The organism is Paraburkholderia heleia NBRC 101817 (genome assembly GCF_000739775.1).
In the GTDB taxonomy this organism is placed as follows: domain Bacteria; phylum Pseudomonadota; class Gammaproteobacteria; order Burkholderiales; family Burkholderiaceae; genus Paraburkholderia; species Paraburkholderia heleia.
In genome coordinates this window covers 60908-85830 of record NZ_BBJH01000022.1, presented here as the reverse complement: position 1 = coordinate 85830, position 24923 = coordinate 60908, and the positions used below count along the sequence as shown (strand labels likewise).

Annotated in this window: 22 protein-coding genes and 1 pseudogene; 6 read left to right on the top strand and 17 right to left on the bottom strand. The window is 66.4% G+C overall.

What is annotated here, in order from left to right; translation table 11 throughout:
• Positions 1–31: 31 nt before the first annotated feature.
• From BHE01S_RS18840 to BHE01S_RS18830, 3 genes are read right to left on the bottom strand one after another with little or no spacing between them, the layout of a single operon-like run.
• A complete protein-coding gene (locus BHE01S_RS18840) occupies positions 32–1168 on the bottom strand; it encodes an acyl-CoA dehydrogenase family protein (protein ID WP_042266574.1) in 1137 nt (378 codons plus the stop codon).
• 10 nt (positions 1169–1178) lie between these two features.
• Positions 1179–2375: an acyl-CoA dehydrogenase family protein gene (locus BHE01S_RS18835; protein WP_042266573.1), complete on the bottom strand. Its 1197-nt coding sequence runs from the start codon at positions 2373–2375 to the stop codon at positions 1179–1181.
• Positions 2376–2400: 25 nt separating this feature from the next.
• Positions 2401–4524, bottom strand: coding sequence for a 3-hydroxyacyl-CoA dehydrogenase NAD-binding domain-containing protein (locus BHE01S_RS18830; protein ID WP_042266571.1), 2124 nt, complete (start codon positions 4522–4524; stop codon positions 2401–2403).
• 147 nt (positions 4525–4671) lie between these two features.
• On the opposite strand from BHE01S_RS18830, the gene BHE01S_RS18825 reads away from it, so the two are divergent.
• Complete coding sequence (locus BHE01S_RS18825; protein WP_042266570.1) at positions 4672–5580, top strand: LysR family transcriptional regulator; 909 nt, start codon at positions 4672–4674, stop codon at positions 5578–5580.
• A 25-nt stretch (positions 5581–5605) separates the two neighbouring features.
• Here BHE01S_RS18825 and BHE01S_RS18820 read toward each other — a convergent pair whose 3' ends face one another.
• The 11 genes from BHE01S_RS18820 to BHE01S_RS18770 form a co-directional block, all read right to left on the bottom strand.
• Positions 5606–6004, bottom strand: a complete 399-nt coding sequence (locus BHE01S_RS18820; RefSeq protein WP_042266568.1) for a Na+/H+ antiporter subunit G — start codon at positions 6002–6004, stop codon at positions 5606–5608.
• A gap of 12 nt (positions 6005–6016) precedes the next feature.
• Positions 6017–6292: a K+/H+ antiporter subunit F gene (locus BHE01S_RS18815; RefSeq protein ID WP_042266566.1), complete on the bottom strand. Its 276-nt coding sequence runs from the start codon at positions 6290–6292 to the stop codon at positions 6017–6019.
• Positions 6286–6777 carry a Na+/H+ antiporter subunit E gene (locus tag BHE01S_RS18810; protein WP_042266564.1) on the bottom strand — a complete coding sequence of 164 codons (492 nt, stop codon included), beginning with the start codon at positions 6775–6777 and terminating at the stop codon, positions 6286–6288. The genes BHE01S_RS18815 and BHE01S_RS18810 overlap by 7 nt, the downstream gene beginning before the upstream one ends.
• Position 6778: 1 nt before the next feature.
• Positions 6779–8443: a monovalent cation/H+ antiporter subunit D gene (locus BHE01S_RS18805; RefSeq protein ID WP_042266560.1), complete on the bottom strand. Its 1665-nt coding sequence runs from the start codon at positions 8441–8443 to the stop codon at positions 6779–6781.
• On the bottom strand, positions 8440–8793 hold the full coding sequence (locus tag BHE01S_RS18800; RefSeq protein ID WP_042266557.1) for a Na+/H+ antiporter subunit C: 354 nt from the start codon (positions 8791–8793) through the stop codon (positions 8440–8442). The genes BHE01S_RS18805 and BHE01S_RS18800 overlap by 4 nt, the downstream gene beginning before the upstream one ends.
• Complete coding sequence (locus BHE01S_RS18795) at positions 8793–11600, bottom strand: monovalent cation/H+ antiporter subunit A (RefSeq protein ID WP_042266554.1); 2808 nt, start codon at positions 11598–11600, stop codon at positions 8793–8795. The genes BHE01S_RS18800 and BHE01S_RS18795 overlap by 1 nt, the downstream gene beginning before the upstream one ends.
• Before the next feature lie 169 nt (positions 11601–11769).
• Positions 11770–12255, bottom strand: a complete 486-nt coding sequence (locus BHE01S_RS18790) for a carboxypeptidase regulatory-like domain-containing protein (protein ID WP_245639783.1) — start codon at positions 12253–12255, stop codon at positions 11770–11772.
• A gap of 215 nt (positions 12256–12470) precedes the next feature.
• Positions 12471–14174 carry a lactate permease LctP family transporter gene (locus BHE01S_RS18785; protein ID WP_042266552.1) on the bottom strand — a complete coding sequence of 568 codons (1704 nt, stop codon included), beginning with the start codon at positions 14172–14174 and terminating at the stop codon, positions 12471–12473.
• A gap of 92 nt (positions 14175–14266) precedes the next feature.
• Positions 14267–15733 (bottom strand): LutB/LldF family L-lactate oxidation iron-sulfur protein, encoded by a 1467-nt coding sequence (locus BHE01S_RS18780; RefSeq protein WP_042266550.1) that lies wholly within the window; start codon positions 15731–15733, stop codon positions 14267–14269.
• Entirely contained in the window at positions 15730–16449 is a 720-nt protein-coding gene (locus tag BHE01S_RS18775; RefSeq protein ID WP_042266734.1) for a LutC/YkgG family protein, read from the bottom strand. Before BHE01S_RS18775 ends, BHE01S_RS18780 begins: the two co-directional genes overlap by 4 nt.
• 11 nt (positions 16450–16460) lie before the next feature.
• Complete coding sequence (locus BHE01S_RS18770) at positions 16461–17252, bottom strand: (Fe-S)-binding protein (RefSeq protein WP_042266547.1); 792 nt, start codon at positions 17250–17252, stop codon at positions 16461–16463.
• Positions 17253–17468: 216 nt separating this feature from the next.
• Here BHE01S_RS18770 and BHE01S_RS18765 point away from each other — a divergent pair, with 216 nt between their 5' ends.
• The 3 genes from BHE01S_RS18765 (at position 17469) to ppk2 (ending at position 19759) form a co-directional block, all read left to right on the top strand.
• On the top strand, positions 17469–18275 hold the full coding sequence (locus tag BHE01S_RS18765; RefSeq protein WP_084068997.1) for a FadR/GntR family transcriptional regulator: 807 nt from the start codon (positions 17469–17471) through the stop codon (positions 18273–18275).
• Between the two features lie 63 nt (positions 18276–18338).
• Complete coding sequence (locus BHE01S_RS18760; RefSeq protein WP_042266545.1) at positions 18339–18719, top strand: VOC family protein; 381 nt, start codon at positions 18339–18341, stop codon at positions 18717–18719.
• Positions 18720–18829: 110 nt separating this feature from the next.
• Positions 18830–19759, top strand: coding sequence for a polyphosphate kinase 2 (ppk2, locus tag BHE01S_RS18755; RefSeq protein WP_407669531.1), 930 nt, complete (start codon positions 18830–18832; stop codon positions 19757–19759).
• 81 nt (positions 19760–19840) lie between these two features.
• Here ppk2 and BHE01S_RS18750 read toward each other — a convergent pair whose 3' ends face one another.
• The gene (locus BHE01S_RS18750; RefSeq protein ID WP_042266541.1) at positions 19841–21430 is read right to left on the bottom strand and encodes an inorganic phosphate transporter; all 1590 of its coding nucleotides are present in this window, start codon (positions 21428–21430) and stop codon (positions 19841–19843) included.
• Between the two features lie 345 nt (positions 21431–21775).
• On the opposite strand from BHE01S_RS18750, the pseudogene BHE01S_RS39875 reads away from it, so the two are divergent.
• Positions 21776–22614: pseudogene (locus BHE01S_RS39875) on the top strand (diguanylate cyclase).
• 43 nt (positions 22615–22657) lie between these two features.
• On the opposite strand, the gene BHE01S_RS18740 reads toward BHE01S_RS39875, so the two are convergent.
• The gene (locus BHE01S_RS18740; protein ID WP_028202557.1) at positions 22658–23062 is read right to left on the bottom strand and encodes a helix-turn-helix domain-containing protein; all 405 of its coding nucleotides are present in this window, start codon (positions 23060–23062) and stop codon (positions 22658–22660) included.
• Positions 23063–23741: 679 nt separating this feature from the next.
• Between BHE01S_RS18740 and BHE01S_RS18735 the strand changes: the two genes are divergently transcribed.
• Positions 23742–24356, top strand: a complete 615-nt coding sequence (locus BHE01S_RS18735) for a hypothetical protein (protein WP_042266539.1) — start codon at positions 23742–23744, stop codon at positions 24354–24356.
• Between the two features lie 24 nt (positions 24357–24380).
• Here the strand turns inward: BHE01S_RS18735 and BHE01S_RS18730 are convergent, their stop codons facing one another.
• The gene (locus tag BHE01S_RS18730; RefSeq protein WP_243413099.1) at positions 24381–24626 is read right to left on the bottom strand and encodes a DUF2964 family protein; all 246 of its coding nucleotides are present in this window, start codon (positions 24624–24626) and stop codon (positions 24381–24383) included.
• Positions 24627–24923: the final 297 nt, after the last annotated feature.

Sequence of the window (24923 nt, the reverse complement as noted above, 5' to 3'; positions counted from 1 at the left end):
GGGGCAACTGTATGCCGCCGCCCCTCATGTTTCATGCTGCCTCACGCCCCAATGCGATGTAGCGCGCGAGATGATGATCCTCGTCGCCGAGCTGATGATCGATCATCACGAGCCGCTTTGCATAGTGCGCGAGCGGCAGTTCCCACGTCATGCCAATGCCGCCGTGCAGCTGGATCGCTTCTTCGGCCACGCGCGCGCCAATGCGCCCGATCGTGTACTTGGCGGCCGAAAGCGCACGTTCGCGCTGCGCGCGCGGCGCGTCGACCGCCGCTGCCGCGTTGATGACCGCCGAGCGCGCCTGCTCGATTTCGAGCAGCAGGTCCGCCATGCGATGCTGCAACGCCTGGAAGCTGCCGATGGGCGCACCGAACTGCTTGCGCGTGCGCAGGTACTCGAGCGTGAAGTCGCGTGCGACATCCATCGCGCCCACGGCCTCCGATGCAAGCGCGACGATGCCGTATCCGCGTGCGTGTTCGAGCGTCGCGAAGCCGCTGCCTTGCGTGCCGACGAGCGCATCGGCATTGAGCTTCACGTCGTCGAGCGTCACTTCCGCTGCGCGGCCGCCATCGATCTTGCGGTAGCCGCGCAGGCTCACGCCCGCTGCATCGCGCGGCACGAGGAAGAGGGAGATGCCCGCTTCGTCGAATTCGTTACCCGAGGTACGCGCCGGGACGAGCAGCACATCGGCGTGTTCCGCGTGCTGTACGACGCCCTTCGCGCCTTGCAGGACCCAGCCATCGCCGCTTTTCTCCGCGCGCGTCGCCACGCGTGCGTCCTCGTAGTGCGAACCCGGCTCGTCGTGCGCGAGCGCGGCGATTTGCGAGCCGTCGACGAACGAGGCAATGCGCGCGCGCTGCGCCTCGCTGCCCGCGTGGGCGAGCGCGCGGCCGACGATCAGCGTATCGAGGAACGGCTCGACCACGAGTCCGCGCCCGAGCGCTTCGAACACCACCGCGACGTCGAAGCCCGCGCCGCCGAAGCCGCCATCGGCCTCGTCGAACAGTGCGCCGATCACGCCGAGTTCGGCGAAGCGCCGCCACATGTCTGCGCTAAAGCCTGCATCGGAGCGCGCGATTGTATCGCGCGCATGGAAACCGTATTGCTCCGTGATGAAGCGATTGAGTGTATCCGCAAGCATGCGGCGGTCTTCAGTGTGCTGGAAGTCCATGGCGCGCCTTTCAAAGACCGAGAATCATCCTGGAGATGATGTTCTTCTGAATTTCGTTGGAGCCGCCGAAAATCGACAGCTTGCGGTTGTTGAAGTATTGCGCGGCGGCGCTCGCGGCTTCATCGGGGCCGATTGCCTCGCCCGCATATCCCTCTTCGAGCGCTTCCTCGACGAACGGCACCGCATACGGCCCCATCGCGCGGCGCAGCAGCGAGGAGATCTCCTGGCGGATCTCGGTGCCGCGAATCTTCAGCATCGAGCTTTCCGCACCGGGCACGCCGCCGCCCGCCACGGCTGCGATCACGCGCAGGTTCGTCGTCTTCATGTTATCGAGATCGATCTCGACCTTTGCGATGCGCGCCGCAAATTGCGGATCCTCCGCGAGCGGCTTGCCGTTGCGCGTGATCTTCTGCGCGGCGCGCTTCAGGCGCGCGAGCGCCGCCACCGAAAAGCCCACGCCCGCGATATTCGTGCGCTCGTACGTGAGCAGATATTTCGCGTAGGTCCAGCCCCGGTTTTCTTCGCCAACCAGGTTTGCCACCGGCACGCGCACATCGGTGAAAAACACTTCGTTAACCTCATGTTCGCCGTCGAGCGTAACGATGGGGCGAACCTCGATGCCCGGCGTGGTCATGTCGATCAGCAGGAAGCTGATGCCTTCCTGCTTGCGCACGTCGGTGGCGGTGCGCACGAGGCAGAAGATCATGTTCGCGTAGTGGCCGAGCGTGGTCCACGTCTTCTGGCCGTTCACCACGTAGTGGTCGCCGTCACGCACGGCAGTCGTGCGCAGCGAGGCGAGGTCCGAGCCCGCGCCCGGTTCCGAATAGCCCTGGCACCACCAGTCCGAGCCGTCGAGAATGCGCGGCAGCCAGTAGCGCTTTTGCGCCTCGCTGCCGTACTTGATGAGCACGGGCCCGAGCATGTTCACGCCGAACGGCACGATGCGCGGCGCGCCCGCGATCGCGCATTCGTTCTCGAAGATGAACTTCTGCACGGCGGTCCAGCCGGGGCCGCCGTATTCCCGCGGCCAGTGATTCGCGAGCCAGCCTTTTTCGTGGAGGATGGCGTGCCATTGCGCCATGTCGTCGCGCGTGAGGTGCCGGCCGTTGCTCACCTTGCCGGCAATGCGCTGTGGCAGGCGCTCGTTCAGGAACGCGAGCACTTCGCTGCGAAACGCCTCTTCTTCGGCGGTGAATTTGAGGTCCATGTCCGAAAAGCTCCTTATTGCACTTTCAGGCCGATTGATTGAGGCTCGCGAAATTCTCGCCGCGCTCGACCAGTTCGACGAGCAGCGGCGAAGGACGCCAGAACAGCGGATCTTCTTTCGCAAACTCGCGGATATCGGCGAGCACGTTGGCGAGGCCCACGGTATCGGCATACTTCATCGGGCCGCCGCGATAGCGCGGGAAGCCGTAGCCGTAGAGCAGCGCGACATCGACATCGAGGGGGCGCAGGGCAATCTTTTCGTGCACGACGTTCGCGCCTTCGTTGATCATCGCGGCCATGTAGCGGCGCATGATCGCTTCGTCGGTGAAGGTGCGCGGCGTGATGCCCGCGCGTTCGCGCTCAGCGCGGATGATGGACTCGACTTCGGGGTCGGGCGTGCCCGTGCGTGCGCCTTCCGGGTAGAGATAGAAGCCGCGGCCCGTCTTCTGGCCGAACCAGCCGCGCTCGCAAATGCGGTCGGCGATCTGCACGTAGCGCGCCTTCGGGTCGCGCGTGGCGGCGCGGCGCTTGCGCGTGGCCCAGCCGATGTCGCCGCCCGCGAGATCGACGACCTGGTACGGGCCCATCGGAAAGCCGAAGTCGCGCACGGCCTTGTCGATCTGATACGGCGAGGCGCCGTCTTCCATCAGATGATCCGCAGCGGTGCGGAACACCGCGAGAATGCGGTTGCCGATGAAGCCGTCGCACACGCCGGCGCGCACCGGCACCTTGCGCAGCTTCTTCGCCAGCTCGAATGCCGTGGCAACCACATCGGCGCTCACCTGCTTCGGCACCACGATTTCGAGCAGCTTCATGATGTTCGCAGGCGAGAAGAAGTGCAGGCCTACCACGTCCTGCGGGCGTTCGATGCTGGCCGCAATGGCGTCGATGTCGAGATACGAAGTGTTGGACGCGAGCACGGTGCCGGGTTTGCACACGCGGTCGAGTTCGGCGAACACGGCCTGCTTCACGGCCATGTCCTCGAATACGGCTTCGATGACGAGATCGGCGTTCGCGAGCGCATCGTACGAGGTGCTGCCGCCAAAGCGCGCGAGGATCTGCGCTTTCGCTTCGGGCTTCATCCGGCCTTTGGCGATGAGGCCGTCGTAGACCTTTTCCACATGCGCGCGGCCGCGCGCGAGCGAGGCGTCGTCGCGCTCGATCATCGTCACCGGCAGGCCCGCGTCGAGCACGGCCACGGCAATGCCCGCGCCCATCGTGCCGCCGCCGATCACGCCCACGGTTTCGATCGCGCGCGGCTTCGCGCTCTTCGTCTCAGGGGCCTTCTGCACTTCGCGCTCAGCGAAGAACGCGTGCACGAGACCCGCGCGCTGCGGACTCTCGAGGCATTCGAGGAACTGCTTGCGCTCGAAGCGCAGGCCCTCGTCGAACGAAAGATCGAGCGCGGCCTGCACGCACTCGACGATCTTCAGCGGCGAGAAGAGACCGCGCGACTTCTTCGCGGTGTCGGCGCGCGCGGCGTCGATCACGGCTTGCGCAACGCCGCGATCGGCGAGCGCCTGGGCGTCGCGGGTGCGTCGTACCGGTGCATGGCCTGCGAGCAGTTCCTGCGCATAGGCGAGGCCTTCGGCGAGCGTGTCGTCGCTCGCGCCCAGCCGGTCGACGAGACCCAGCTTTTGCGCTTCCTGCGCGCTCGCGTGACGGCCGCTCAGCATCAGCGAGAGCGCCGCTTCGGCGCCGATCAAACGCGGCGTGCGCTGCGTGCCGCCTGCGCCGGGCAGCAGGCCCAGTTGCACTTCGGGCAGGCCGAGCTTCGCGCCCGCCACGGCGAGCCGGTAGTGCGCCGCGAGCGCCACTTCGAGGCCGCCGCCGAGTGCCGCGCCGTGAATGGCGGCGATCACCGGCTTGTGGCAGGCCTCGATGCGGTTGCAGACGTCGGGCAGCGCAGGCGGCTGCGGCGGCTTGCCGAACTCGCGAATGTCCGCGCCGGCAATGAAATTGCGCCCCGCGCCGACGATCAGCACGGCTTGCACGGCGTCGCTCGCCTCGGCGTGCTCGATGGCGGCGGCGAGGCCGCGGCGTACGTCCACACCGAGCGCGTTGACGGGCGGGTTGTCCACGGTGACGAGCAGCACCTTGCCGCGCAGTTCATGAGTGACGGGGGCGGCGTTCACGGGATCGGATGCCATGGCGAGGTTGTCTCCATAATGAGGGCCGGACTGGTGGGCCAGACGGCAGTGTTTCACGTTCTCGTCGATTCTCGGCGCGTCAAGGCCAATTGACAATCCCATCGCCCGTTGACAGACTGTCAAATTATCCTTGACAGTGGATGTGCCATGGACGTCAACGCGCTGACCCTGCTCGTCGAGATTCTCGACGCGGGCAACCTGAGCGAGGCGGCGCGCCGGCTCAAGATGAGCCGCGCGAATGTCAGCTACCACCTCAACCACCTGGAGAAGTCGATCGGCCTGCAGCTCGTGCGCCGCACCACGCGCCGTGTCGAGCCGACCGAAATCGGCCTGAAGCTCTACGAGCACGGCCGCGCGATCCAGAACGCGCTGCACGCCGCGCGCGAATCGGTTTCCACGCTCGGCCAGAGCCTGCAGGGGCGCGTGCGGCTTTCGGTGCCGAGCGGCTACGGGCAGCTCGTGATGTCGGACTGGCTCATCCAGTTCAAGCGGATGTACCCCGGCATCGTGCTCGACGTGATGTTCGAAAATCGCGTGGAGGACCTGCTGCGCGACGAGGTGGATATCGCCGTGCGCGTGATGCACGAGCCGCCGCAGAATCTCGTGGCGCGCGACATGGGGCCGGTGAAGTACATCGCGTGTGCCTGCACGCAGTGGGCTGAGCAGCACGGCATGCCGCAAACACTGGAAGACCTGGCGCGCGCGCCCGTCATCACGGCAACGGTGGTGGGGCGGCAATTGCGCCTTGCGGGTTATCTGAACGAGGACCGGCACGAGGTGCTACTCGAGCCCTCGATCATCTCGGAAAACTTCCTGTTTTTGCGCCAGTCGATTCTCGCGGGACTCGGTGTGGGCATCGTGCCCGACTACGTGATGCACGACGACATTCGCCAGGGCGCTGCCGTCACGTCGCTCGATAGCTGGCGCCTGAGCATTTTCGGCACGCATATGTACATGCTCTATATGCCGAACCGCCACCACACGCGGGCGGCGTCGACCTTCATCGATTACGTGCTGGGCGAGGCCCGCAAGACCGGGCGCGGCGCGGCAGTGTGAGCGGCGCGCTGTTGCGTGCCGATAGTCAGAAGTCCTGTGCGGCATTGGTGTCCGGGTTCGCGCCTTGCGCACCTTCGCCGCCTGCACTGGCGCCGGCGGCATCCGGCCTTCCGCGCGTCACGGACGAAACGGCGACGCGCTGCTGGATCCCGGCCTTGGTGAGCATATGCGCGCTGATGGGCGCGGTGAGAAACAGGAACGCCGGAATCAGCACTTCGTGCAGGCTCGCGAAATTGTTGTGCACACTGAAGTACACGACGGAAGCGAGCACGACGCCGCCCACGCCGAGCGTGGTCGATTTGGTCGGTCCGTGCAGGCGCATGTAGAAGTCGGGCAGGCGTGCGAGTCCTATGGCGCCGATCAGCATGAACGCGCTGCCGAGCAGGAGCAGCACGCAGACAATCGCTTCGATGACGGTTTGCATGACGCACTCGCCCTAGTTCAGTTCGATGATGTCGCCGCGCTGCAGGTACTTCGTGAACGCGACAGTCGCCACGAACCCCATGACCGCGATGAGCAGCGCGATTTCGAAGAAGACCGTCGAGCGCAGCATGATGCCGTAGACGACGATGAGCGCAATCGCGTTGATATTGAGCGTGTCGAGCGCGACGAGCCGGTCGGGCAGCGAAGGCCCGCGCACGAGGCGCACGAGCGTGAGCAGGAACGCGAGCCCGAGGATCGTGAACGACACCGGAATGGCAATGGCTAGCATGCGAATATCTCCATGAGCGGGGCCTCGTAACGGGACTTGATCAAGGCGACGAGCGCGGCTTCGTCTTCGAGGTCGAGCACGTGCACGACGAGGCGCCTGCGGTCGTCGGAAAGCTCGGCGCACAGCGTGCCGGGACTCAGCGAGACGATGCTGATGAGCGCCGCAAGCGCGATTTCGTGGGTGCTGTCGAGCGGCACGTCGATGAACGCCGGGCGCAGGCGCTTCGTCGGGCCAAGCACGAGCAACGCGACTTCGAGATTCGCCACGAGGATGTCGTAGAGCACATGCCCGAGGAGCCGCACGAGCAGCCACGGCTTGCCGAAGCGCACGGGCGTGAGCCACAGCCCTTCGCCCACGCGGTAGGCGATGGCGGTCCCGAGCACGAGCCCGAGGAGCAGGTTGCCCGGCGACACGTCGTTCATCAGCAAGACCCAGCACACGAGCAGCACGACGGTGAGCCAGGGGTGCGGAAAGAGCCGCTTCATGTCAGCTTCCCCCGCCCTGTGACGTTTGCGTGGCCGGCGCGGGCAGGATCGCGTGAACGTAGGCTTCGCGATCGAGCAGCTGCGCGGCGGTGGCGTCGAGATACTGCTTGAGCGGGCCGGCGAACACCGTTGCCGCCACCACGCCCGCGAGCAGCAGCGCACACGCGGCGAGCTTCGCGCGGCTGCCGTGCGGCGCGGCGGCGGGCGCGCCGTCGTAGGCGCGTGCGGCGGGCATCGCCCACAGCAGGCGTGTGCCCGTGCGGCTGAGCGCGACGATCGACAGCAGGCCCGCGGCCAGCACGGCGGGCCACAGCACGACGGCCTGCGCAAGCGGCGTGGCGGCGAGCACCATGGCCTTGCCCAGAAAGCCCGAGAGCGGCGGCAGGCCGACAGCGCCGACGGCTGCAGCGAGATAGAGTCCGCCGGCGATGTTCGAGGGCCAGCGCGCCGGATGCTTTTCAGGCTCCGCTGCCTTGGGCGGCGCTGCGCCTGGTTCGCCGTCCGCCTCGGGCGTGATGGCGGGCGCAGTGGCGTCGTCGAGCGATTCGAGCGAGGCGGGTTCGCGCGTTTCGGGGGCAGCGGGCACGGCCGCAGGTTCGCTTGCTTCGGGCTCCAGTGCATCGGCGAGCATGAACAGCGCGCCCGTGCATAGCGTCGTGCTGATGAGGTAGTACAGCAGCGCGCTCCAGGCGAGCACGGTTTGCAGCGTCACGGCCGCGATCAGCAGGCCGACCGAAACCAGCACGAGAAAGCCGGTCGTGGTCTTGAGGCTCGATACCGCGAGCGCGCCGAGCGCGCCATAGACGATCGTCGCGATGGCGAGCCACCACGCCCATTGATGCAGGAACGCGTCGAGCACGCCGCCTGCCGCGCCGAACACGAGCGCGTCGCAGCGCAGCATCGCGTAGATGCCCACCTTGGTCATGATCGCGAACAGCGCGGCCACCGGCCCGATTGCGCTTCTGTACGCCTGTGGCAACCAGAACGACATGGGGAACACAGCGGCCTTGAGGCCGAATACGAGCATGAGCGTCGCGCCCGCGAACTGGGCGAGGGGCAGCGAAGCGGGGTCCAGGTGCGCGAGCCGTTCGCCCGCGTCGGCCATGTTGAGTGTGCCCGTGAGGCCGTATAGCACGCCCAGCGCGATCAGGAAGAACGACGAGCCCACGAGGTTCAGCAGCATGTAGTGCAGGCCGTTGCGCACGCGGCGGCGGCCGCCGCCATGCAGCAGCAGCGCGTAAGAGGCGATCAGCAGCAGTTCGAAGAAGACGAACAGATTGAAGAGATCGCCGGCGAGAAACGCGCCGTTCAGACCCATTAGTTCGAACTGCACGAGCGCGCGGTAGTAGCGCCCGCGCCGCGCATCGGCGCTCGTGGTGCCGAGCAGGCAGCAGCACGCGAGCAGCGCGGTCAGCACGAGCATGAGTGCGCCGAGCCGGTCGATCTGCAACACGATGCCGAACGGCGCGGGCCACGCGCCGAGCGCATAGCCGGCAATCCGCCCTTGCGCCGCGAACTCGGCGAGCGCCACCGCGATGGGCAGCAGCGCGAGCGTGGCAATCACGTTGATCGCGCGCTGCAGGCGCTTCGCGCGCAGCGGCAGCGCAACGATCGAGCCGGCCGCGAACAGCGGAATCAGAATGGGGAGGATGAGAGCGTGGTTCATTCGCCGCGCATCTCCAGAGCGCTGCGCTGCGGGTTGTCGCCGTCCACATGATCGGTGCCGTCGATCGCGAGCGCGCGCAGCGCGAGCACGACCGTGAAGGCCGTCATGGCGAAGCCGATCACGATCGCCGTGAGCACGAGCGCCTGCGGCACCGGGTCGGCATAGCGCGCGAGCGCCGCGATCACGGGCGGCTTGCCGGTGGAGAGCCGGCCCATGCCGAGCAGGAACAGGTTGATCGCATACGAGAACAGTGTGATACCGAGGATCACGGGCAGCACGCGCGCGCACAGCAGCAGATAGATGCCGCTCGCGCACAGCACCCCGAGCGTAATGGCGAAGGCGGCTTCCATCAGCTTTTCTCCACGGATTGCATGTCCTTGTCGCGCACGCCGAGATGCGAGACGATCGTGAGCGTCGTGCCGACCACGGCGCCGAGCACGCCGAGGTCGAACAGCATGGCCGTGCTCAGTTCGATTTCGCCGATCAGCGGCACCTGCAGATGGCCGAACGCGCTCGTGAGGAAGGGCCGGCCGAGCACGATCGCGCCCACGCCCGTGGCGGCTGCGACGAGAATGCCGAGGCCCGCGAGCGCGCGGTAGTTGATGCGGATGCGCGACTCGGTCCATAGCACGCCGCTCGCCACGTATTGCAGCAGCAGTGCGATGGAGATCACGAGCGAGGCGATAAAGCCGCCGCCCGGCAGATTGTGGCCGCGCAGAAAAATGAAGGCGGCAACGAGCAGGGTGAGCGGCAGCATGAGGCGCGCGAGAATGGCGAGCAGCAGCGGATGCGACTGCGACGACCACGGCAGGCCGCCCGGGCCCGTATCGGGCGACTTCAGGCGCAGTCCGCGCAGCAGCGCCTTCACGGCGAGCCCAGCCACCACCAGCACGCTGATTTCGACCATCGTGTCGAAGCCGCGGAAGTCCACGAGGATCACGTTCACGACGTTATGGCCGCCGCTGCCCGGCAGCGCGTTCGCGAGAAAGAACTGACCGATGCCATCGACGGGTGCGCGCGTCATCACCGCATACGCCACGCCGCCGATCAGTGCGCCGCCCGCGAGTGCGAGCACCGCGTTGCGGGCGCGCGTGCCTCGCGGCTGCTGCGTGCGCTGCACGACAGGCAGAAAGTAGATGGCGAGCACGAGCAGCAGCACGGTGACCACTTCCACGGAGATCTGCGTGAGCGCGAGATCGGGCGCGGAAAAACGTACGAACGCCAGCGTGACGAGCAGTCCACAAGTGCTCAGCATCACGAGCGCATAGAGCGTATTGGCGCGCACGAGCACGACGCCCACTGCCATCAGCGCCATCAGCACGAGGCCGACGAGCGTCATTGCGTCGAGCGGCGCCGAGCGATACGCGCCGTCCAGCGCCGGCAGGGCGAGCAGCGCCGCGCCGGGCACGATCAGCATCGCCGCGATCATCCACGCGAGATAGGAGGGCAATGACCGCGTTTCAAAGCGATTCACCACGAAGCCCGCGGCTTTTTCGAGTTGCTGCACGAAACGGTCGAAGCCTTCGCTCGCGTTCATTTCGGAAAGCATCGAACGATGATGGCGGAACGCATCGCGGCGAAAGAAGAACAGCAGCGCGCCGCCCACGAACGACACGCAGCTCATCAAGAATGGCAGATTGATGCCGTGCCACAAGCTCAGGCTGTACGTGGGCACGGTGCCGCCCAGCGCGAACCACGCCGCGGACTCGAGCATCTTGCCGATGGTCTGCTCCGGCACGAGCCCCACGAGCAGACAGATGACGACGAGAATCTCGACGGGCAGCTTCATGAAACGCGGCGGTTCGTGCGGCGGGTAGTGCGCAAGATCGTGCGGCGTCTCGCCGTCGAAGAACACGCCCCACACGAAGCGCAGGGAGTACGCGACCGAGAGCCCCGCCGCGATGACGGCGAGCGCGGGAATGATCCAGTTGAAGTCGCCGAGGAGTCCTTGTGCAAGCGTTTCGCCGAAGAACATCTCCTTCGAGAGGAAGCCGTTGAGCAGCGGCACGCCCGCCATGGCGAGCGATGCCACGGCGGCCAGCGCGGCGGTATGCGGCATGAAACGGCGCAGGCCGCGCAGGCGGCCCAGATCGCGTGTGCCCGTTTCATGGTCGATGATGCCCGCCGCCATGAAGAGCGAGGCCTTGAATACCGCGTGGTTGAAGGTGTGAAAGAGCGCGGCGACCGTGGAGAGCTGCGTGTCGAGGCCGAACAGCAGCACGATGAGTCCGAGATGGCTGATGGTGGAATATGCGAGCAGCCCCTTGAGGTCGCGCTGCACGAGCGCCATGGCCGCGCCGCCTGTGAGCGTGACGAGGCCGATCAGGCTCGTCACGTAGAAGAACCAGTCGGTGCCTTCGAGCACCGGGTAAAAGCGCGCGATAAGAAAGATACCCGCCTTTACCATGGTCGCCGAATGCAGGTACGCGGAAACGGGCGTGGGCGCCGACATCGCATGCGGTAGCCAGAAGTGGAACGGGAACTGCGCCGACTTCGTGCAGGCCGCGAAGAGAACGAGCAGGAGAATCGCGGGATACAGCGGATCGCGCTGCACGAAGCCCGCATGCGCGAGCACGACATCGAGGTCGTAGCTGCCGCAGACATGGCCGAGCAGCAGCACGGCGGCCAGCAGCGCGAGACCGCCCGCGCCCGTGATGGTGAGCGCCATGCGCGCGCCGCGCCGCGCTTCGGGGCGCGAAGGCCAGAAGCCGATCAGCAGGAACGACACGATGCTCGTGAGTTCCCAGAAGATCACGAGCAGCAGCAGGTTGTCCGACAGCACCACGCCGAGCATCGCGCCCATGAAGAGCAGCAGCAGCGCGTAAAGGCGCGGCAGCGACTCGCTGCCCGCGAGGTAATAGCGCGCGTAGATAAAAACCAGCAGGCCGATCGCTAGCACGAGCAGCGCGAACATGAACGAAAGACCGTCCAGACGCAGCGCGAACGAGAGGCCGAGTTGCGGGATCCAGTCGGCTTGCCAGTGCAGCACGCCATGAGTGGCCATGCCCACGCGTTCGCTGCCCAGCAGTCCCAGGCCGAAGAGCGCGGCCGCGAATGCGACCCATGTGCCGGAGGCGGAGCCGCCGGGGAGCGGCCCCGCGAACGCGACGAGCGCCGCGGCGACGAACGGTAAGACGACGAGCCACCCCAATGCCATTCGACACTCCCCGTGAATCCGGCAAGGCGCCGAGCCGCCGCGCCGCAGTTCACGATCATAGCCGCAAACGGGGACGGAGTTCATTCATGTGGCATCGAGGCGGCCACGGGGTGTCATGCGAAAGCAACGTGCGTCAGGTCCTCCGGCACTGGGGGCTCGTCGGTGATCTTCACATCGGCCAGACGAAGGTTTCGTGAGCGCGCGTCGCTTTGCCGATGTCCACCGTGCGCCGCTCCGTATTGCCGCCATGGCTCGCGGTGACCACATAGCGGCCGTCCGGAATCGAAACGAGCATGAACGGGCCTTGCGTGCGTGTGGAAAGGAGCGGCGTGCCGTGCATGTCGGCGATCTTCACGGGCACGTTCGCGAGATACTCGTTGCCGAGCGCAGATTGGCGCGCGAATTCGAGCGAGAGCGGGTATTGGTGCATCGCCGACTTGAACGCCGCCGACTGGTCGCTGCCGATGCCGCCCGATAGATACGCAATGTCGCCTTTGTGCCGGGCGGGCGGCAGGACGCCGGCCGATGCGGTCGCGACGCCTGCCTCGCCGGCTGCCGGGGTCGCCGCCCACGCGCCCGGCGTGCCGAACACGACGGCGAGCGCGAGCGCCGCGCCGATCCACGGAGTCGAGCGTGCTTTCACTTGTGGTTTCATTTGACACCTCCATCGATTCGTTGACCGGATGCCGGCACGCGTCTCGCGTTGCCGCGTGCGAACGCGTGCCGGACGAATCGAGCGTAGACAGGGGGGCTTAAAAGCCGCTTAAGACCCACGCTTCGCGCGCGCATGCAAGAAGACCGTTCCCCGCACGCGGCGGGAGACGGCCCCCTGTCACTTCGTTACAGCGTGTTGCGATCGCGACTCCACCATCACTGCGCAATCATGCCGGTCAGCACGTAAGCCTGAATCAGCGTCACCACGCCCACGACAGCCGCGAACAACAGGCTGTGACGCACGGTGAAGCGGAACAGCGACGACTCCTTGCCGACGAGGCCGGTTGCCGCGCAGGCCACCGCGATCGACTGCGGCGAAATCATCTTGCCGCTCACGCCGCCCGAGGTGTTGGCTGCGACGAGCAGCGTGTCCGACACGTTGATCTGGTGCGCCGTGGTGTGCTGCAGCGAGCAGAACAGCGCGTTCGACGACGTATCGGAGCCCGTGAGGAACACGCCGAGCCAGCCGAGGAACGGCGAGAAGAACGGGAAGGCGGCGCCGGTGCCCGCAAGCGCGAGCGCGAGCGTGGACGACATGCCCGAGTAGTTCGCGACGAACGCGAAGGCGAGCACGAGACCGATGGAAAGCACGGGGCGGCGCAGTTCGCCGAGCGTCTCGACGAACGCGGCCACGGCGGCGCGCGGCTTCATGCGCAGCAGGATCGCGGCGAGGATCGCCGTGATCATGATCGCGGTGCCCACGGCGGAGAGCCAGTCGAGCTTGAACACGGCCTCATAGGGCTTGGCTGACGCGACGATCGGCGCCGTGCGCACCACGAGCTGGTCGAGCCCCGGCACGTGCAGGCTCAGAATCGTGCCCGCGAGCGGCCCCTTCGCGGCGAAGAGCGCCTTGAACGGCTTGACGCTCCACACGGTCACGATGGCCGTGAGCAGAATGAACGGCGACCATGCGCGCACCGTTTGCGCGACGCTGTACGGCGAAGCCTTGCGGCTCGAAGCGGCCGCACGCGAACCGCCGCCGCCGAATCCGCCCAGCGCGGCGGCACCGCCGCTCACCGTCACGCTTGCGCCTTGCGCGGCCCGGCGCGGCTGCCACACATTGAGGAACGCGGCGAGCGCGACGAGGCTCACGAGCGCCGAGGTGATGTCCGGCAACTCGGGCCCGATGTGGTTCGACGTGAAGTACTGCGTCACGGCGAAGCTGCCGCCCGCCACGAGCGCGGCGGGCCACGTTTCCTTCACGCCGCGCCTGCCGTCCATGATGAAGACGAGCCAGAACGGCACGAAGAGCGAGAGCAGCGGCAACTGGCGGCCCGCCATCGCGCCGATCAGGAACGGATCGATGCCCGTCACCTGGCCCGCGACGATGATGGGAATACCCATCGCGCCGAACGCAACCGGAGCGGTATTGGCGATGAGGCACAGGCCCGCGGCGTAGAGCGGCTCGAAACCGAGGCCGACGAGCAGCGCCGAGGTGATCGCCACGGGCGCGCCGAAGCCCGCCGCGCCTTCGAGGAACGCGCCGAACGAGAAGCCGATCAGCAACAGTTGCAGGCGCTGGTCGTCGGTGATCGAGAGCACCGAGGCGCGGATGATTTCGAACTGGCCCGTCTTCACGACGATCTTGTAGAGGAACACGGCGGTGACGATGATCCACGCGATCGGCCAGATGCCGTAGGCAAAGCCGAAGCCAGCGGAAACGAGCGCCTGGCGCACGGGCATGCCGTACTCGAAGATCGCCACGGCGAGTGCGAGCAGCAGGGTGATCGCGGCGGCGACGTGGCCCTTCATGCGCAGGCCGGCGAGCGCGACGAAGAAGAACAGAATGGGAATGGCGGCGACGAGCGCGGATAGCCACAAACTGCCGAGCGGTGTGTAGATCTGATACCAGGGTTGCATGACGGTCTCCTCCGATGATGCGGGTAGTCGATTGATGTGCGGTCGTCAGGCATGCATTTACGAGTTATTTCGCATGCCTGACGACATGAACGCTATTGCGGCTGGCCGCGTTCGCGCAGCAGGTCGTGCAGGCTGCGCGGCGCGGGCTTGAGCGGCGTGCGATGCTGCGTCCAGCCCATTTGCTGCGCGGGCGCGAGGCCGCGCAGACGCGTCACGGCCCAGCGCAGCGCGCGGTAGGCGCGCGGATGCGCGAACGCGCCGCTCCAGAAGCGCCAGATGAACTGCTCGCTCCTGCTGTGATTCGCGCCCTGGCCGCACAACGGATGCGCGACGTTTTCCTCAGGGGCGCGGTTCGCTTCGGTGCGCAGGCGCACGAGCAGCTGCGGAATCGGAATGCGCACCGGGCAGACTTCGCCGCACGCGCCGCACAGGCTCGAAGCGGTGGGCAATTCGGCGGTCGCGTCGAGCCCGAGCAGATGCGGCGAAATGATCTTGCCGATCGGCCCGGGGTAGGTCGTGCCGTACGCATGCCCGCCGATGCGCGTGTACACCGGGCAGTGGTTCATGCACGCGCCGCAGCGGATGCATTGCAGCGTGGCGCGCAATTGCTCGTCGGCGTAGGCCTGGCTGCGGCCGTTGTCGAGCAGGACGAGATGCACCTCACGCGGGCCGTCTTTCTCGCCTGCGCGGCGCGGGCTGCTGATCAGGTTGAAATACGTCGTGATGGGCTGGCCCGTGGCCGAGCGCGTGAGCAGGCTCGAAAGCGGCACGATGTGCTCGAGCTTTGCCACGACCTTTTCCATGCCCATGATCGCGATATGCACGTCGGGCACCGTGGTGGAAAGGCGGCCGTTGCCTTCGTTTTCCACGAGCCAGAGCGTGCCCGTATCGGCGGCGGCGAAGTTCACGCCGGAGAGGCCGATCTGGGCATCCACGAAGGCGCGGCGCAGCGCGCGGCGGCCCGTTTGAATGAGCGTGTCCACGTCCTCCGTAAAGGGCGTATCGGGGATGTGCGCTTCGAACAGGTGCCCGATGTCGCCCTTCGTCTTGTGAATGGCGGGCATCACGATGTGCGAGGGCTTCTCGCCCGCGAGCTGCACGATGTACTCGCCCATGTCCGATTCGATGCAGTCGACGCCGCGCTGCGCGAGGTAATGGTTGAGCTCGATTTCCTCGCTCGCCATCGACTTGCCCTTGATCACGCGGGTGGCCGCGTGACGTTGTGCGATGGCGTGGACGATGCGGTTCGCCTCGTCGGCGGTCTCGGCCCAATGCACCTGAACGCCGTTCGCGCGCAGCTTCGTTTCCAGTTGCTCGAGGAGTTCGGGCAGGCGTGCGAGCGCATGCTGGCGCACGGCTTCGCCGAGATCGCGCAGGGCTTCGAGTTCGTCCGCCTCAGGGAACTGCGCGGCGCGCTTGCCTTGCAGGAAGTCCATCGCGCCGCGAAAGCTCTTGCGCAACTGCGGGTCGTCGAGCGCCGTGCGCGCGCGCTGGCGAAATTCCGCGGTCGGCACGAAATGGAGCGTGTTTTCCTGAGTAGTCCGCGTGGTCGTGCTCATTCGGCGGCTCCTTGCTGCACACCCGTCTCGCGATCCTCATCGGTCACGACGACGACCCACAGGGCGCGGGGACCGTGCGCGCCATAGGCGGTGGTCTGCTGGATATCCGAGGTCTTCGAAGGACCCGAGATCATCACGAGATTGGTGGGCATGCCGTCACGCCAGCGCTCCGCGGCCACGGCGGCATGCAGGTCGGCGTGCAGCGTGCTCGCGTGAATCAGCGCGACGTGCAGCGGCGGCACGAGCGAGACCGTGCGCGGCGCGTTCGCGTCGGGCACGACCACGAGCGTGCCCGTCGCCGCGAGGCCCGAGCGCGCGACGGTGAAGCCCGCGTCGATGGTGTCGAAGAGTTCGGCCTTCCACTCTTCGATCGGCCGCGTGTAACCGCGCGCCTGCACGGCGGCCGGGAGCGCGGCTTCGAGCGCCTGGCCTTCGGCGCAGGTGCTGTCGAGCAGCAGGTTGCGCACGCCCGCCGCAGCGAGGCGCCCGGCGAGATCGGCAGCCCACGTTGCGGCGCTCGCGCAGATCACCTCGGCCTGCGCGGCTTCGAGCATGCGCTGGAACTGCGCGATGCGTTCGTTCAGCGCGAGCGGGCCGGGTGCCCGGCGCCCGGCGAAATGCGCGTCGATGCGCGCGTCGAGCGCTTCGAGCGTCGTGGAGGGCGCAGCGGGTGCATGGCCGCGCAGCCGTTGCAGCATGCGCGCACGCGCGCTCATCGCATCGACGTTCATGCAGCCTCCCCGCCGGTGCGGCGCCAGAGGAACGAGGCGAGGTGCTCCACGGCGAGCGGCGCGCCCTTGTGCGCCGCCGCGTGGCCGATGTTGAGCAGGCAGCCGCAGTCGGCGGAAACGAGCCGCTCGCAGCCCGTGGCGCAGGCGGCAGCGATCTTGTCGGCGACCATCGCGCCGGAAATGTCCGGGTGCTTGAGCGAGAAAGTGCCGCCGAAGCCGCAGCATTCCGGTTCGCGTGCGTGCTCGATGCGTGTCACGCCCGGCAGCGCATCGACGACTTCGACGCCGTGCACGCGCGTGCCCATCTCGCGCCTCGCGCCGCAGGAGGTGTGCAGCACGACGCGCTCTTCGGGCTGGCGCACGGAACCATGCGCGCCATACGCGTTGAAATCGACGTTCAGCACGCGCACGAGGAATTCGGTGAGTTCGTACACGCGTGCCGAAAGTCCCTCGGCGCGCGCGGCGTTGGCGGCGTCGCTGTCGAACAGCGCGGGCCAGTGGTGACGCATCATGCCCGCGCACGAACCCGAAGGCACGATCACGGGCCATGGCATTTCGAAGAGGCCGAGTTGGGCGAGCGCGACCTCGCGCGCCTGGCGCGGGTTGCCGCTGCTGTACGCAGGCTGGCCGCAGCAGCTCTGGCTGCGCGGGAAATGGACCGTGAGGCCTTCGCGTTCGAGCAGCTTCACCGCGTCGAGGCCGGCTTGCGGCACGAACAGGTCGACGAGGCAGGTGGCGAACAGATAGACGTCGGTGGGGCGCTCGGTGGGGTATTGCCGTGGCTTCATGTCTCGCTCGGTGTCTTTGCGCGCTTTCGTGCTCCTTTCCCGCGGGCCGGGGCCGGGCAGGTTGGGGACAAGCGCTGGTTTGGGCGCATAATTCCTGCTTCTGGCGAATGGTTCAAACTGGTTGGACCACTCGCTGCAAGCGACAACGAGACTCGGGATGACGCGGGGATGACAACGAGGGACAGGGCAGGCCCGCGCGGGCGCGTGGAAACCGTGATGCGTCAGATGGAGACGTCGCTGCTCGACGGCACCTGGCGCGCGGGCGCGAAGCTGCCTTCCGAGCGCGTACTCGCGCTGGAGTACGACGTGGCGCGCAACACGGTGCGCGAGGCGATCCAGCGGCTGGCTGCGCGCGGCCTCGTGCAGAGCCGGCCGGGCGCGGGCGTGTTCGTCACCGACCAGTTGCGCACGGGCTTTGCTTCGCCCTGGGGGCAGCTCGTGGCCGATCATCCGGCCTTGCGCGAAGACATCCTCGAGTTTCGCCGCGTGCTGGAAGGCGCGACGGCGTATTTCGCGGCGCTGCGCGCGAGCGACGAGGATCTCGCGCGCATTCGCGCGCTGATGCAGGAGCTGGAGCGCACGCGCGAAGCGGACGACAAGGCCGCCGAAGCCGACACCGACGCGAAGCTGCACGAAGTAATCGCGCAGGCCTCGCATAACGCGATGTTCCTGCATCTGCACACGAGCGTGCTCGGGGTGCTGCGCGAGCACATCACGATCAACGGCACGGGGCTGCGTGTGCAGAACGAAGACGCGCCGGACCAGTTGCTGCTGCAGCACCGCACGCTGTGCGACGCGATCGTCGCGCGGCGCCCGGAGGAGGCGCGCACGGCGATGCAGACGCACATCGACTTCGTGCGCACGCGGGTGGGAGAGGAGATTGGCTGGCCGGAAAGCGGTCCAACCAGTGGCGATGCGCAGCGTGCCGCGCAGGCGCGCAACACGGCGCGCAAGGTGCCGGGCGGCAGAGGAAAAAAGCCGGCGGCCCGCGCCGGGCGCGCGAACGCTGCTAAAGTCGGCTGATCGTGCCGACGGGCCTCATTCCGGGCAGCACGCAGTAGCCGGCCGCATGAGCAGGAGGAACAGATGAACGAACGCGCCGCCCAAATCGTAGCGTTGAGCGCCGTGACGCTGACTGTCGGCGACATCGCGCGGTCGGTGCCCTTTTACGAGGCGCTCGGCTTCGTGCAGAGGGCTGGGCCGGCGGTGCCGGGCTTTGCGTCGTTCGAACTGGGCGGCGCGGCCGGCGTCTGCTATCTGAACCTGCTGGAGGGGCCGCACGGCCCGGTGAACGGCTGGGGCCGGGTGATTCTCTACGTCGCCGACGTGGACGCCTTCTACGCCCACGCGCTGGCGGCCGGCGCCAGGCCCGAATTCGCGCCGCGCGACGCGCCGTGGGGCGAGCGCTATTTCCATCTTGTCGATCCGGACGGCCACGAACTGAGCTTCGCCAGGCCGCTCACTTGAGCCGTCGCCATGCATTTGAAATATTCGTGACACTCGCTGCGACGATAGTGGCGCGAGTTGCCAGCCTATCGACCAAGGAGAGAGTCGCCATGAATGAACTGGACCGCACGATGGATGCCGAACAACCGGATGCGCAGCAGCAGGATGCCGAACTGCATCGCCGCCGCCGTCTGGATGAAGAGCTCATCGACGCCTACGACGAAGAGCTCGAAATGGAGGTCGACGACCGGCTGCAGGAAAGCGGCCTGCAGATCAGCGACGAGGCGCGTGCGCTGCGCCGCGTCTATTTCCGCGAGCTGATCCGCCTGCAGGGCGAACTCGTCAAGCTGCAGGACTGGATCGTGAGCACGGGGCACCGGCTCGTCGTGATCTTCGAAGGACGCGACGCCGCGGGCAAGGGCGGCGTCATCAAGCGCATCACGCAACGCCTGAACCCGCGCATGTGCCGTGTGGCCGCGCTGCCCGCACCGAACAACCGCGAGCGCACGCAATGGTATTTCCAGCGCTACGTGCAGCATCTGCCGGCGGGCGGCGAGATGGTGCTGTTCGATCGCAGCTGGTACAACCGCGCGGGCGTGGAGCGCGTGATGAACTTCTGCACCGACGACGAATACGAAGAGTTCTTCCGCTCGGTGCCCGAGTTCGAAAAGATGCTGGTGAGGAGCGGCATCCAGATCGTCAAGTACTGGTTCTCGATCACCGACGACGAGCAGGAAGTGCGTTTCCAGAGCCGCATCGACGATCCGCTCAAGCAATGGAAGCTCTCGCCGATGGACCTCGAAAGCCGCCGCCGCTGGGAGGCCTACACGCACGTGAAGGAAGCGATGCTGCAGCGCTCGCACATTCCCGAGGCGCCGTGGTGGGTCGTGCAGGGCGTGGACAAGAAGCGCGCGCGGCTGAACTGCATTCACCACTTGCTGAGCCAGGTGCCGTATCACGAGATCGAGCACCCGCACGTCACGCTGCCGGCGCGCGTGCATCATCCGGATTACATTCGCCAGCCGGTGCCGCAGAACATGATCATTCCGGAGATTTATTGAGAGGTTGACCCGTTCGCAGCGTTCAATTAAAAAGCCGCGCTCCCCTCGCAGGGAGTGCGGCTTATTGCTGGCCGTGCGTGCTCAGAACACGTGCCTGAAAACCCAATAGAGCACGCCCGCCAGCACGATCGAAGCGGGCAGCGTGAGCACCCACGCCATCACGAGGCTGCGCACCGTATTCCATTGCAGGCCCGAGCCGTTCGCGGCCATCGTGCCCGCCACGCCCGAGGAGAGCACGTGCGTGGTCGAGACCGGCAGACCGTACACGTCCGCAGCGCCGATCGTCACCATCGCCACGACCTCCGCGCAGCCGCCCTGGCCATAGCTCAGGTGCTGCTTGCCGATGCGTTCGCCCACCGTCACCACGATGCGCTTCCAGCCCACCATCGTGCCGAGTCCCAGTGCGATCGCCACGGCCACCTTCACCCACGTCGGGATGAATTTCGTCGCGTGGTCGATCTGGATGCGGAAGTTGTTGATGGACTTCAGGTCGTCGGCTGAGAAGGGCACCGCCTTCTGCTTGTCGAGCAGGCGGATCGCCTCGGAAACTACGTACATGTTGTTGCGCACGTTATCGACGACCGATTGCGGCACCGCCGCGAGCGAGCCGTAGCCGCGCACCTGTTCGGCCACCTGGTTCGACAGCGCGGCGAGCGCGGGCACCGTCGTGCTCGACAGCGCGCGGCGGCCGATGAAGCGTTCCACTTCCGCGCGCGGATCGGCGGGCGCGGCCACGCCGTTCGTGTAGCGCTCGAGCGCGCGCGTGGCGTCGTGCGCGACGGCGACGAAGGTCTGCGTCTGCTCGGCCGTGACGGCGCGGTTCAGCGCATAGGCCGTGGGCACCGTGCCGATCAGGATCAGCATGATGAGGCCCATGCCCTTCTGGCCGTCGTTGGAGCCGTGCGCGAACGACACGCCCGTGCAGGTGAGGATGAGCAGCGCGCGGATCCAGAACGGCGGCGGCTCCTTGCCCTTGGGCTCCGAGTAGAGCTCGGGCACGCGCACCACGGCCTTGAGGATGAGCAGCAGGAGGCCGGCCAGCAAAAAGCCGACGATCGGCGAAAAGAGCAGCGACTTGCCCACGCCGAGCGCCTGGCTCCAGTCCACGCCGCTCGTGCCGTTCGCGCCGTGCATGAGCTGGTTCATGAGGCCCACGCCGATGATCGAGCCGATCAGCGTATGCGAGCTCGACGAAGGCAGGCCGAAGTACCACGTGCCGAGGTTCCAGATGATCGCGGCGATGAGCAGTGCGAACACCATGGCGAAACCCGCGCTGCTGCCCACCTGCAGGATCAGCTCCACCGGCAGCAGTTGCAGGATGCCGAAGGCCACCGCGCCGGTGGACGTGAGCACGCCGAGGAAATTCCACGCGCCGGACCATATCACGGCGATATTGGGCGAAAGCGAGTGCGTATAGATCACGGTCGCGACCGCATTCGCGGTATCGTGGAAGCCGTTCACGAACTCGAAGCCGAGTGCGATCAGGAGCGCGATGCCGAGCAGGATCCAGGGCATCGCCGAGCTTTCGCGCACCGGCGAGAGGTCGTCGGCGAGATGCATCCCCACGTACACGGCGCCCGCGGCGATGACGACGAGAAACACGAGCAGGCTGGCGTTGCGCCCGCGCGCGGGGGCGGTGCCAGGTTGCGGTGACAGGGAATATTCTGGCATGGCTGGCGGGCTCCTTGGGGGAGGGAGTGGGCACAGGTTTCGCCTTCGATCCTGAACCGCCCAGGTGTCCGTTTGATGACGGACTCGTGCCAGTCATGTCCGATGCATGGCCGATGTACGCCCGATGTATGCCCGATGTGTGCCCGATAGACCGGCGCTCTATCGAATCGCGAATCGCGCCGTCAGCAAGAGGATTGCGCAGATGCCAAAACGGGTTCTTTCACGGCGTCTCCTGGTGCATCGCTGGGCTCACGCCCGGGCGAAGGCGGCGACGCGCTCACGATCGGCCTCACGCGCCGCATCGACGCGCCCGACGGCTCGTTCGCGGGCGTCGCGCTGCTCGGGGTGCGTCTCGACTATCTCGATCAACTGCTCGAGCGCATCGACCTCGGCCCGGGCGGCTACCTCTTCATCCTGATGCGCGACGGCACGTTGCTCGCGAGCAGGCCGCCTTCGACGCGCGGTGCCGACTCGAGTTACGCGGACCTGCCGAATTTCGCATTCCTTTCGCGTCGCGACGCCGGCACCCAGACGTCGCGCTCGGCAATCGACGGGGTCGAGCGCATCTATACCTTCGCGGTCGTGGCCGAGGGCAAGCTCGTGCGCCTCGCCGTCACCGACCCGCTCACGGGTCTTGCGAACCGCCGTGCGCTCGACAGCCGTCTCGCGGAGGAGTGGCATCACGCGGTGCGCGAATGCGCGCCGCTTTCCGTGCTGTTTTCGACATCGACCACTTCAAGCTCTTCAACGACACCTACGGGCACGCCGCCGGCGACGAGGTGCTGGTGTTCGTGGCCGGGCGCATCGCTGCAGGATCGAGGCGCGCAACCGATCTCGCCGCGCGCTTTGGCGGCGAGGAGTTCGCGGTGGTGCTGCCGGGCACGGGGCTCGACGCCGCGGCGCGCATGGCGGAGAAGATCCGCAAACGCATCGAGTCGGACAATCTCACGCTGAGTGGTACGCACGAGGGGTGCGTGACGGTGAGCGCGGGTGCGAGCTGCAATCCGCCCGAGGGAGGCAGCGGCGCGAAGCTGCTGGCTGCCGCCGACCGCCTGCTCTACGAGGCCAGGGAAGCGGGCCGAAATCAGGTCCGGTCGCAGCAATGGACGGGCGAAGGGGCGCAGCCGCTGGTGGATCCCGAAGCCGGAAGCCGAAGCCGCGATGCGCCCGCTACGCGAGGCTGAGGCGCGCCGGTTTTCGTGCGGCGCGCGACGCCCTCCATGCCGTTCAGCGCGCGGATTTCGACAGCCGGTGGCCGAGACCGAGGTTCGAGACGATCTGCCAGGTATAGACGCGCGAATAGTGCACGCCGAACTGGCGGCCGATCAGCTCGCGCACGCGGCTGTTGGTCCACGCATCGCTCGCAAAGCCGTGCTCTCGGGCGGAGCCGTGCAGGGCGCTCGCGATCCAGCCTAGCGCGGCTTGATCGAGCACCGAAGGACGGCCACCCACGCTCATCTGCTGGAGAGCGGCGAGTCCGCCGTCTTCGACGATGGACTTGTAGCGCCTCACCGTCTGGGCGGAAAGGTGGAGTGAGTCGGCGACGCTATTCACGGTCGCGCCTTCCATCAACATCTGGCCGGCGGCCATTCTTCTCGCGACGCTGGGCAGGTTCTCGGTTCGGGTAAGCATGTGTTCACTCGTCGACGAAAGATTCCGGACACGCGGCATTGCGGATGTGCCGCTCCTGTAACCCTTCCTGCAAGCGGGTCTTGTCGCTTGCCATGGACCCGGCGCCGGTGCGGTGACGCGGGGGCCATGACGGACGGCGAAATCGACGCCCGGTGAAGGGCGCTTGTTGCGAAACGCCTTGGTGTTCCGCAGCGGATATTAATAATTGTTTTTGTAGGGAATGTGTATAGCTAGCGGAAAAATAGTCTGCTTGACTTGTGGATAATCCTGAACTAATGGGAAAAAACAACCGGTTCGCGCCGGTCAACAATGGGCGCGGCCATTTCGCATCGCCCCCGCAATGCGAAGTTTGCTCCTGTTGCAGCCGGTTAACCCGACTTGATTGCTCAAACATTGAAAAGCAACACTTCGCCTTGTTTTGTATGACTAAATCCGTATTCAGCATATATTGAACTGGATCAATCTTATCCAATATGAATTAAATGACGGCAGTGGCGCCTTTTAGATGTTTGTTAGCGTTTTCGGTCTGCGCGGTAAAAATTGGCGCGGCCGGCGCGGGTGATGACGGCCATGGGGCAATTTCAGCGAGCGATTTGATTTTTTTGTGCAGAATGTTTTCGCAAACATTTCGAATCGATTGCCATGCGCAATGCGGATTGGATTCAAACAAGGAGGCTTCATGTCCACGCGCTATCGTTCTTCCGCGCCGCTGCCCGGCGCCGTGCTCGTGCTTGCCCTCGGTGTTTCGCCGCCCGTGCCGCTGTATGCGCAGACGGCATCCGATGCCGCGCCTGAGAGTGCGCCCAACGCCGCGCTGCAGATCGGCGAGGTGCAGACCACGGCGACGGTCGTGAGCATCGACGCGGCCACCAATTCCGTCACGCTGCGCGGCGCGCGACGCAACCTCGTGACGGTCTCGGTCGATCCCGCGGTCGGCGACGTGAGCAAGCTCAAGCCCGGCGATCATGTGAACATCCTCTACAAGGAGGCGCTGCTGCTGCGTGCCGAAAAGGTTGCCACGAGGGGCATACGCTCGCGCGTCGATACGGTCGCCACCACGCCCGCTTCCGGCGGCGTGACGGCGACGGCGCGCAGCGTGCAGGTGATCGCGACGGTGGAGAAGATCGACCGCAAGAGCCGCAAGGTCGCATTGCGCGGACCGACCCGTACGGTCGTGGTAGTGGCGCCGCCGGACGTGCCGCTCGAGTCGATCAAGGTGGGCGACAGCATTCGCGCCGACTACGTGGGCGCGACCGCCGTGCACGTCACGCGCGACGGCCAGAACCTGCAGTGAGGCGGTGACACCGGGGCGGCATGGCTAGTCGGCCCGATTGCGGTCGCGCACGAGGATCGATACGTAGACCGCCGTGCAGACGATGATGACGGCCACGCCGGCAATCACCTTCTGGTGGTCGAAGTTGATGAGGCCGACCACCGCGATGGCGATGCCGGCGGCAGAGCCGAGCGTGCCCATTGCAGCCACGAAAATGCGCACTTTGCTCCAGACGCGATGGCGCCGCTCGGGACCTGCGCCTTCCATAAACCGATGCAGTCGATCAAACATGGCGGCTCTTCCGGATTGGGTAGACAGTCATGCGGGCGCGAATGAGTGGACGCCCCTGACCAGATCAAGTATAGCCAGCCCGTTAATCCGCGTTCTTTCAATTGCCCGCGCCTCGTGCGCCGGAATTCGCGATCGTTTTTTTGCAGGCGTTTAAGTTTGTCTTAATTTTGGCTCGCCATGATGGAGCGGTCGGGTCGATTCGATAGTTCGATTCGCGGTTGTTCTTCACGTCCCCTGTTGGCCGCCGATTCACTCGGCGGCTTTTTTTTGTCTGCTTTCGACGTTTGCTAGCGAGCC

Bases quoted from the DNA above. Each gene is read 5' to 3' on its own strand.
- BHE01S_RS18820 (WP_042266568.1), bottom strand. From the start codon at position 6,004: ATGCAAACCGTCATCGAAGCGATTGTCTGCGTGCTGCTCCTGCTCGGC.
- BHE01S_RS18805 (WP_042266560.1), bottom strand. From the start codon at position 8,443: ATGAACCACGCTCTCATCCTCCCCATTCTGATTCCGCTGTTCGCGGCC.
- BHE01S_RS18790 (WP_245639783.1), bottom strand. From the start codon at position 12,255: ATGAAACCACAAGTGAAAGCACGCTCGACTCCGTGGATCGGCGCGGCG.
- BHE01S_RS18765 (WP_084068997.1), top strand. From the start codon at position 17,469: ATGCGTCAGATGGAGACGTCGCTGCTCGACGGCACCTGGCGCGCGGGC.
- BHE01S_RS18800 (WP_042266557.1), bottom strand. From the start codon at position 8,793: ATGGAAGCCGCCTTCGCCATTACGCTCGGGGTGCTGTGCGCGAGCGGC.
- BHE01S_RS18780 (WP_042266550.1), bottom strand. From the start codon at position 15,733: ATGAGCACGACCACGCGGACTACTCAGGAAAACACGCTCCATTTCGTG.
- BHE01S_RS18770 (WP_042266547.1), bottom strand. From the start codon at position 17,252: ATGAAGCCACGGCAATACCCCACCGAGCGCCCCACCGACGTCTATCTG.
- BHE01S_RS18825 (WP_042266570.1), top strand. From the start codon at position 4,672: ATGGACGTCAACGCGCTGACCCTGCTCGTCGAGATTCTCGACGCGGGC.
- BHE01S_RS18760 (WP_042266545.1), top strand. From the start codon at position 18,339: ATGAACGAACGCGCCGCCCAAATCGTAGCGTTGAGCGCCGTGACGCTG.
- BHE01S_RS18750 (WP_042266541.1), bottom strand. From the start codon at position 21,430: ATGCCAGAATATTCCCTGTCACCGCAACCTGGCACCGCCCCCGCGCGC.
- BHE01S_RS18810 (WP_042266564.1), bottom strand. From the start codon at position 6,777: ATGAAGCGGCTCTTTCCGCACCCCTGGCTCACCGTCGTGCTGCTCGTG.
- BHE01S_RS18785 (WP_042266552.1), bottom strand. From the start codon at position 14,174: ATGCAACCCTGGTATCAGATCTACACACCGCTCGGCAGTTTGTGGCTA.
- BHE01S_RS18740 (WP_028202557.1), bottom strand. From the start codon at position 23,062: ATGCTTACCCGAACCGAGAACCTGCCCAGCGTCGCGAGAAGAATGGCC.
- BHE01S_RS18815 (WP_042266566.1), bottom strand. From the start codon at position 6,292: ATGCTAGCCATTGCCATTCCGGTGTCGTTCACGATCCTCGGGCTCGCG.
- BHE01S_RS18795 (WP_042266554.1), bottom strand. From the start codon at position 11,600: ATGGCATTGGGGTGGCTCGTCGTCTTACCGTTCGTCGCCGCGGCGCTC.
- BHE01S_RS18730 (WP_243413099.1), bottom strand. From the start codon at position 24,626: ATGTTTGATCGACTGCATCGGTTTATGGAAGGCGCAGGTCCCGAGCGG.
- BHE01S_RS18835 (WP_042266573.1), bottom strand. From the start codon at position 2,375: ATGGACCTCAAATTCACCGCCGAAGAAGAGGCGTTTCGCAGCGAAGTG.
- BHE01S_RS18840 (WP_042266574.1), bottom strand. From the start codon at position 1,168: ATGGACTTCCAGCACACTGAAGACCGCCGCATGCTTGCGGATACACTC.
- BHE01S_RS18735 (WP_042266539.1), top strand. From the start codon at position 23,742: ATGTCCACGCGCTATCGTTCTTCCGCGCCGCTGCCCGGCGCCGTGCTC.
- ppk2 (WP_407669531.1), top strand. From the start codon at position 18,830: ATGGATGCCGAACAACCGGATGCGCAGCAGCAGGATGCCGAACTGCAT.
- BHE01S_RS18775 (WP_042266734.1), bottom strand. From the start codon at position 16,449: ATGAGCGCGCGTGCGCGCATGCTGCAACGGCTGCGCGGCCATGCACCC.
- BHE01S_RS18830 (WP_042266571.1), bottom strand. From the start codon at position 4,524: ATGGCATCCGATCCCGTGAACGCCGCCCCCGTCACTCATGAACTGCGC.